The organism is Saccharomonospora iraqiensis subsp. iraqiensis, assembly GCF_000430445.1.
In the GTDB taxonomy this organism is placed as follows: domain Bacteria; phylum Actinomycetota; class Actinomycetes; order Mycobacteriales; family Pseudonocardiaceae; genus Saccharomonospora; species Saccharomonospora iraqiensis.
Genome location: NZ_KE387099.1, coordinates 8,246 through 15,615, shown reverse-complemented (window position 1 = coordinate 15,615; position 7,370 = coordinate 8,246). Strand labels below are relative to the sequence as shown.

The 7,370-nt window shown below is 73.0% G+C and carries 8 protein-coding genes; all 8 read left to right on the top strand.

Annotation, left to right across the window (positions count from 1 at the left end; all coding sequences use genetic code 11):
• Nucleotides 1-556, top strand: a 556-nt coding sequence (locus ACTIR_RS23350; protein WP_034240088.1) for an Asd/ArgC dimerization domain-containing protein, incomplete at its 5' end; no start/stop codon positions are given.
• A 151-nt stretch (nucleotides 557-707) separates the two neighbouring features.
• Complete coding sequence (gene argJ, locus ACTIR_RS0113920) at nucleotides 708-1,856, top strand: bifunctional glutamate N-acetyltransferase/amino-acid acetyltransferase ArgJ (protein WP_026454747.1); 1,149 nt, start codon at nucleotides 708-710, stop codon at nucleotides 1,854-1,856.
• The gene (gene argB / locus ACTIR_RS0113915) at nucleotides 1,853-2,818 is read left to right on the top strand and encodes an acetylglutamate kinase (protein WP_026454746.1); all 966 of its coding nucleotides are present in this window, start codon (nucleotides 1,853-1,855) and stop codon (nucleotides 2,816-2,818) included. The genes argJ and argB overlap by 4 nt, the downstream gene beginning before the upstream one ends.
• Nucleotides 2,805-4,079: an acetylornithine transaminase gene (locus tag ACTIR_RS0113910; RefSeq protein WP_026454745.1), complete on the top strand. Its 1,275-nt coding sequence runs from the start codon at nucleotides 2,805-2,807 to the stop codon at nucleotides 4,077-4,079. Before argB ends, ACTIR_RS0113910 begins: the two co-directional genes overlap by 14 nt.
• A gap of 2 nt (nucleotides 4,080-4,081) precedes the next feature.
• A complete protein-coding gene (gene argF / locus ACTIR_RS0113905; RefSeq protein ID WP_026454744.1) occupies nucleotides 4,082-5,011 on the top strand; it encodes an ornithine carbamoyltransferase in 930 nt (309 codons plus the stop codon).
• A complete protein-coding gene (locus ACTIR_RS23345; RefSeq protein ID WP_026454743.1) occupies nucleotides 5,008-5,625 on the top strand; it encodes an arginine repressor in 618 nt (205 codons plus the stop codon). The genes argF and ACTIR_RS23345 overlap by 4 nt, the downstream gene beginning before the upstream one ends.
• Complete coding sequence (locus ACTIR_RS0113895) at nucleotides 5,618-6,823, top strand: argininosuccinate synthase (protein WP_026454742.1); 1,206 nt, start codon at nucleotides 5,618-5,620, stop codon at nucleotides 6,821-6,823. Before ACTIR_RS23345 ends, ACTIR_RS0113895 begins: the two co-directional genes overlap by 8 nt.
• Nucleotides 6,824-6,982: 159 nt before the next feature.
• A partial coding sequence (locus ACTIR_RS23340; protein ID WP_034240084.1) for a lyase family protein occupies nucleotides 6,983-7,370 on the top strand: 388 nt, incomplete at its 3' end.

Genomic DNA, 7,370 nt, shown 5'->3' with positions numbered 1-7,370 from the left:
GCTCGCGGCGGGGCTGGTGCGGCCCGAGGTCGCCGTCACCGCCGTCACCGGGACCTCGGGTGCGGGCAGGAGCCTCAAGCCGCACCTGCTGGGTTCCGAGGTGATGGGCTCGGCCAGCGTCTACGGCGTGGGTGGCGCCCACCGGCACACGCCGGAGTTCGTGCAGAACCTCAGCGCCGCCGCGGGCGCGCGCGTCGCGGTGTCGTTCACCCCGGTGCTCGCGCCGATGCCGCGGGGCATCCTCACCACGGCCACCGCGCCACTGGTGGGGGAGACCGACACCGCCGCCGCGCGGGCCGTGTACGCCGAGGCCTACGCCGACGAGCCGTTCGTCCACCTGCTGCCCGAGGACACCTGGCCCACCACGGCCGCCACGCTCGGCGCGAACACCGTGCAGCTGCAGACGACGGTCGACGCCGACGCGGGCAGGCTGGTGGTGGTCGCCGCCCTGGACAACCTGACGAAGGGCACGGCCGGCGCCGCCGTCCAGTCGATGAACCTCGCCCTCGGCCTCCCCGAGCCCACCGCCCTCCCCACCACGGGAGTCGCCCCGTGACCACCCCCACCCCCGCGAGTCGCCACCCCATGCCCGCGAGTCGCCACCCCATGCCCGCGAGTCGCCACTCCAGGACCGCGAGTCGGCACTCCCTGCCCGCGAATCCCCGCCCGACAGCCCACCCCGAGCGCCCCGCACCGGAGGTCACCCCATGAGCGTCACCGCCCCCGACGGTTTCCGGGCCGGTGGGGTCACCGCAGGACTGAAGAGCGCGGGTCCCGACGTCGCGCTCCTGGTCAACGACGGCCCGTCGGACGTGGCCGCCGCGGTGTTCACCCGCAACCGGTGCAAGGCCAACCCGGTGCTGTGGAGCGAACAGGTCCTGCAGGACCGCCGGGCGAAGGCCGTCCTGCTCAATTCCGGCGGCGCCAACTGCTACACCGGCCCGGAGGGCTTCCGGACCACGCACGCCAACGCCGAGCTGGTGGCCGAGCGGCTGGGCACGGGCGCGATCGACGTGGTCGTCTGCTCGACCGGCCTGATCGGGGAACAGCTCGACCGGGAGAAGATGACCACGGGGATCGAGGCCGCCGTGGGCGCGCTCGCCGCGGACGCGGGCACCGCCGCCGCCGAGGCGATCATGACGACCGACACGCACAGCAAGGAGGTCGTGCGCTCCGGGGACGGCTACTCGGTCGGCGGCATGGCCAAGGGCGCCGGGATGCTCGCGCCGGCGCTGGCCACCATGCTCGTGGTGGTCACCACCGACGCCGACGTGGACGCCGACACCGCCGACCGTGCCCTGCGGGAGGCCACCCGGCGCACCTTCGACCGGCTCGACTCCGACGGCTGCATGTCCACCAACGACACCGTGCTGCTGCTGTGCAGCGGAGCCTCCGGGACCCGCCCGGACGAGGCGGAGTTCACCGCACGGCTGACCGACGCCTGCCACGACCTCGCCCAGCAGCTCCTCGGCGACGCCGAGGGCGCCGAGCACGACATCGCGATCGAGGTCACCGGCGCCGCCTCGGAGGACGACGCGGTGACGGTCGGCCGGGCGATCGCCCGCAGCAACCTGTTCAAGACCGCCGTCTACGGCCGGGACCCGAACTGGGGCCGCATCCTCGCCGCGGTCGGCACCACCGACGCCGTCTTCGAACCCGACGCCCTGGATGTCGCCGTGAACGGGGTGTGGATCTGCCGCGCCGGCGGCCCCGGGGAACCGCGGGACGCCGTCGACCTCGGCGACCGCGCCGTCACCGTGACCGTCGACCTCAAGGCGGGCGGCGAGTCGGCGACGATCTGGACCAACGACCTCACCCACGCCTACGTGCACGAGAACTCGGCCTACTCGACATGACCCCCACACCGAACCGGCCCTCCGGCACCGACCGGTCGGCCGCGCACACCGTCTCCGCCGACGAACGCCTGGCCACCGCCGCCGAGAAGGCGGGCGTGCTGGTCGAGGCCCTGCCCTGGTTGCAGCGTTTCCACGGCGCCTGGGTCGTGGTCAAGTACGGCGGCAACGCCATGGTCGACGACGACCTCAAGCACGCCTTCGCGCAGGACATGGTGTTCCTGCGGCTGGCGGGCCTGCGCCCGGTGGTGGTGCACGGCGGCGGCCCGCAGATCACCACGATGCTCGACCGGCTCGGCATCGACGGCGAGTTCAAGGGCGGACTGCGGGTCACCACGCCGGAGACCATGGACGTCGTGCGCATGGTGCTGGTCGGCCAGGTCAGCCGGGAACTCGTCGGACTGATCAACGCGCACGGTCCGTACGCGGTCGGGATCTCCGGTGAGGACGCACGCCTGTTCACCGCCGAACGCACGCACGCGACCGTGGACGGCGAGCCGGTCGACATCGGACTCGTCGGGGAGGTCGCCGACGTCGACCCGGACGCGGTGCGCGACATCGTCAACGCCGGGCGGATCCCGGTGGTGTCCACCGTGGCACCGGACGCGGACGGCGTGGTGCACAACGTCAACGCCGACACCGCCGCCGGCGCGCTGGCCGCCGCGCTGGGCGCGGAGAAGCTGGTCGTGCTCACCGACGTCGAGGGCCTCTACGCCGACTGGCCCGACCGTGCGTCCCTGGTGGACCGCATCGGCGCCGACCGGCTCGAACGGCTGCTGCCGGAGCTGGCCAGCGGCATGATCCCGAAGATGCGCGCGTGCCTGCGTGCCGTCCGTGGCGGGGTGCCCCGCGCCCACGTCATCGACGGGCGCCTCGCGCACTCGGTACTGCTCGAAGTGTTCACCTCGCGGGGCGTCGGAACGATGGTCCTGCCGGACGAGGGGGTCGACGATGACGACCGGTGAGACACCGGCCGCGCACACCCGCGACAACGCCGCCAACCGGTCGCGGTGGCAGGCCACGATGATGCACAACTACGGCACCCCCGCCCTGACGCTGCGGGAGGGGGAGGGCGCCGTCGTCTCCGACGCGGACGGCAACCGTTACCTCGACCTGGTGGGCGGGATCGCCGTGAACGCCCTGGGACACGCCCACCCCGCCGTGGTCTCCGCGGTGACCCGCCAGGTCGGCACCCTCGGGCACACATCGAACCTCTACATCAACGAACCCGCCCTCGACCTGGCCGAGCGGCTGCTCGCACTGTCCGGTGTGGAGGGGAGCGACGCCCACGGCAGGGTGCTGTTCACCAACTCCGGTGCCGAGGCCCTGGAGGCCGCGTTCAAGATCACCCGCCGCACCGGGCGGACGAAGGTCGTCGCCACCGAGGGTGGGTTCCACGGCCGCACCATGGGGGCCCTCGCGCTCACCGGCCAGGAGGACAAGCGCACCCCCTTCGAGCCGCTCGTGCCGGGCGTGGAGCACGTGCCGTACGGCGACGTCGCCGCCCTCGAGGCGGCCGTGGACGACGACACCGCCGCCTTCGTGGTCGAACCCGTCCAGGGGGAGAACGGCGCCGTCGTCCCACCGGCGGGGTACCTCCGCGCCGCGCGGGAGATCACCGCCCGGCACGGGGCCCTGCTCGTGCTGGACGAGGTGCAGACCGGCATCGGCCGCACCGGAGCGTGGTTCGGCTACCAGCGGGCCGGGATCACGCCGGACGTGGTGACCCTGGCCAAGGGGCTCGGCGGTGGTCTGCCGCTCGGTGCGTGCCTCGCGTTCGGCCCCGCCGCGGACCTGTTCGGACCCGGCCAGCACGGCACCACCTTCGGCGGCAACCCCGTCTGCTGCGCGGCCGGGCTCGCGGTGCTGGACACGATCGCCACGGACGGGCTGCTCGAGCACGCCGCCGACCTCGGCGCCGAGCTCGCCGCCGGGATCGGGCGGCTGGAACACCCGCTGGTGCGCGGCGTGCGGGGGGAGGGACTGCTGCTCGGCGTACTGCTGCACGAGCCCGTCTCGGCGGCGGTCGCCGCGGCCGCACAGAATGCGGGATACCTGCTCAACCCGGTCAAGCCGGACGTGCTCCGCCTGGCCCCGCCGCTGATCCTCGGCCGGGAACAGGCCGGGAACTTCGTCAAGGACCTGCCCGCCGTGCTCGACGCGGCGCGCCCCGCCCCGGCCGCCCCCGAGGCCGGTCCCGGGGCCCACCCGGACAAGGACGACTGACCATGCCCCCACGTCACTTCCTGCGCGACGACGACCTCACCCCCGACGAGCAGAGCGCCGTGCTCGACCTCGCCGACGAGCTGAAGAAGCAGCCGCTCGGCGACGCCCTGGCCGGGCCCACGGCCGTCGCCGTGCTCTTCGAGAAGAACTCCACCCGCACCCGGTTCTCGTTCGAGGTCGGCATCGCCCAGCTCGGCGGCCACCCGGTCGTCGTCGACGGCCGCAGCATGCAGCTCGGCCGGGAGGAGACCCTCGGCGACACCGCTAAGGTCCTGTCCCGCTACGTGGACCTCGTGGTGTGGCGCACGTTCGGCCAGGAGCGCATCGACGCCTTCGCCGCGGCGTCCGACGTGCCCGTCGTGAACGCGCTCACCGACGAGTTCCACCCGTGCCAGATCCTGGCCGACCTGCACACGGTGCGCGAGCGCAAGGGAACGCTGGCCGGACTCACCCTGACCTACCTCGGCGACGCCGCGAACAACATGGCCCACTCGCTCCTGCTCGGCGGCGTCACCGCGGGAATGCACGTCCGCGTGGCCGCGCCCGAGGGATTCCACCCGCTGCCGTGGGTGCGGGAGGCGGTGGAGGCGCGGGCCGCCGAGACCGGGGGCAGCGCGCGCGTGTTCACCGACCCGCACGCCGCCGTCGACGGGGCCGACGTGGTCACCACCGACTCGTGGACGTCGATGGGACAGGAGGCCGACGGCCGGGACCGCGTGTCCCCGTTCTGGCCCTACCAGGTCAACACCGACCTGCTGGCGCGCACCGGCAGGGACACGATCGTGCTGCACGACCTCCCGGCCCACCGGGGCCGGGAGATCACCGACGAGGTGCTGGACGGGCCCGCGAGCGCGGTGTGGGACGAGGCGGAGAACCGGCTGCACGCCCAGAAGGCACTGCTGGTGTGGCTGCTGCGGGAGCAGGCACGGTGACCGCACGCCCGCCCCGGAACGCGACGGTGACCCCCACCATGAACCGCGCGAGCAGGCAGGCCCGGATCATCGAACTGGTGTCCGGCACCGCCGTGCACAGCCAGACCGAGCTGGCGAAACTGCTGGCCGCCGAGGGCATCGAGGTCACCCAGGCCACGCTGTCCCGCGACCTCGACGAACTCGGTGCGGTGAAACTCCGCGGTCCCGACTCGGGTGCACCGGTCTACGTCATCCCCGAGGACGGCAGCCCCGTCCGCGGCGTGCAGGGCGGCACGTCCCGCCTGTCGCGCCTGCTGGCCGAGCTGATGGTCTCGGCCGAGGGCTCGGGCAACCTCACGGTGCTGCGCACCCCGCCGGGGGCGGCGCAGTTCCTCGCCAGCGCGATCGACCGGGCCGCGCTGGAGGAGGTCGTCGGCTCCATCGCCGGCGACGACACGGTCGCGGTGATCGCCCGCGAACCGCTGACGGGCACCCAGGTGGCCGAGCGGTTCACCGCACTGGCACAGCGGTCGGACGCGGCCGACCCGGCCACGGGCCCGGACCCGGACCGGCACGACACGGGCACGACCCGGAACGAGACATCAAGCGTGAGTGAGGAGAACGGACATGACTGAGCGGGTGGTGCTCGCCTACTCCGGCGGGCTCGACACCTCGGTGGCGATCGGCTGGATCGCCGAGGAGACGAAGGCGGAGGTGGTCGCCGTCGCTGTGGACCTCGGCCAGGGTGGTGAGGACCTGGAGACCATCCGCAAGCGGGCCCTGGACTGCGGTGCGGTCGAGGCCGTGGTGGCCGACGCGCGGGACGAGTACGCCGACGAGTACTGCCTGCCCGCCCTGCAGGCCAACGCCCTCTACATGGACCGCTACCCGCTGGTCTCGGCGCTGTCCCGGCCGCTGATCGTCAAGCATCTCGCCGAGGCCGCCAAGTACCACGGCGCGAGCACCGTGGCGCACGGCTGCACCGGCAAGGGCAACGACCAGGTGCGCTTCGAGGTCGGCATCGGCGCGCTCGCGCCGGACCTGAACGTGATCGCGCCGGTGCGGGACTTCGCCTGGACCCGGGAGAAGGCGATCGCCTACGCCGAGCAGCACGGCCTGCCGATCGACGTGACGAAGAAGTCGCCGTTCTCGATCGACCAGAACGTGTGGGGCCGGGCCGTCGAGACCGGCGTGCTGGAGGACCTGTGGAACTCCCCGCCGAAGGAGGTGTACTCCTACACCCAGGACCCCACGGTGCACTTCCAGGCCCCCGACGAGGTGGTGCTCACCTTCGACAAGGGTGTCCCGGTCGCCATCGACGGCAGGCCGGTCACCGTGCTCGAGGCCATCCAGGAGATGAACACCCGGGCGGGCGCGCACGGGATCGGCAGGCTCGACATGGTCGAGGACCGGCTGGTCGGCATCAAGAGCCGCGAGGTGTACGAGGCGCCCGGCGCCATCGCCCTGATCACCGCGCACCAGGAACTGGAGAACGTCACCGTCGAACGCGACCTCGCCCGGTTCAAGCGGCAGGTCGAGCAGCGGTGGGGTGAGCTGGTCTACGACGGCCTGTGGTTCTCCCCGCTGAAGGACGCGCTGGACGGCTTCGTCGGCAAGGCCCAGGAGCACGTCACCGGCGAGATCCGCATGGTGCTGCACGGCGGCACCTGCACCGTCACCGGCCGGCGCAGCGCGGAGTCGCTGTACGACTTCAACCTCGCCACCTACGACGAGGGCGACAGCTTCGACCAGTCCCTGGCCAAGGGCTTCGTCCAGCTCTGGGGCCTTCCCAGCAAGATCGCCGCCAAGCGCCAGCAGAGCAAGCACGGCTGAACCGCCGCACCGGGGTGGTGCCGTGAAGGGCACATTCCCTGCGCCACACGCGGCGAGGGGCACTTTCCCTGCGTCTCGTGCAGGGAAAGTGCCCCTCACGGCACCCCACGGCGACCACGTCGGCGGCGGGACACACGGATCACGAGAGGGGACGCACGGATGAAGCTGTGGGGAGGGCGGTTCGCCGAGGGGCCCGCCGAGGCGATGGCGGCGTTGAGCGCCTCCACCGACGTCGACTGGCGCCTGGCGCCGTACGACATCGCGGGCTCGCGGGCACATGCCCGGGTGCTGCACCGTGCCGGGCTGCTCACCGAGGCCGAACTGGACGCCATGCTCGGCGCGCTCGACCAGCTCGCCGAGGACGTCGCCTCCGGCGCGTTCACCCCGACCGTGGCCGACGAGGACGTGCACACCGCACTCGAACGCGGGCTGCTGGAACGCGCGGGCGCGGAGCTGGGCGGCAAGCTGCGCGCGGGCCGCTCCCGCAACGACCAGGTCGCCACCCAGTTCCGCATGTGGCTGCGCGACGCCGCCCGGCGGGTCGCCG